Source organism: Thiomicrorhabdus cannonii, from assembly GCF_013391695.1.
GTDB lineage: Bacteria > Pseudomonadota > Gammaproteobacteria > Thiomicrospirales > Thiomicrospiraceae > Thiomicrorhabdus > Thiomicrorhabdus cannonii.
The window spans coordinates 1-424 of record NZ_JACBGH010000039.1 but is presented as its reverse complement, the minus strand read 5'-3'; the positions used below and the strand labels follow the sequence as shown (position 1 = coordinate 424).

At 60.4% G+C, this 424-nt stretch carries 1 protein-coding gene; it reads right to left on the bottom strand.

Features of this window, described 5'->3' with window-relative positions:
• Positions 1-424 (bottom strand): transposase (locus tag HZ297_RS11870; protein ID WP_178863979.1); only part of this gene is annotated, 424 nt, incomplete at both ends.

The window sequence follows — 424 nt, the reverse complement described above, 5'->3', positions numbered from 1 at the left end:
TGGGAGGCCATCGCCGAGAAGCGCGAATTGACGATGCGGGATTTGCCTTTCTGCACCTTATCCACGGCCGTCTTCATATTGTCGTAGATGCCGCGCCGGGGAATGCCACCCAGCGCCGCAAACGAGCGGGTATGGGCATCGAACAGCATCTCGTGACCTTGCGTCGGAGAGGCTTGAACGACAAAGGCCCGACTGGCGCAGAGTTTCAGATGTGAGGCGAGAATCGTGCGCCAGACCCCGCCAATGACCAGATGCTCTTCGCTCCAGTCGAACTGGAAGGCTTCGCCCAACTCGAAGTGGAGCGGAACGAAGGCTTTACTGACGGCTGCACCGCCATCGGCCCGCCAGCGCCGGATGAATTCGGTGACCCGGCAGTAGGTACCGGTGAATCCGGCGGCCTGCAATTCGCCAAACAGTTTCAGTG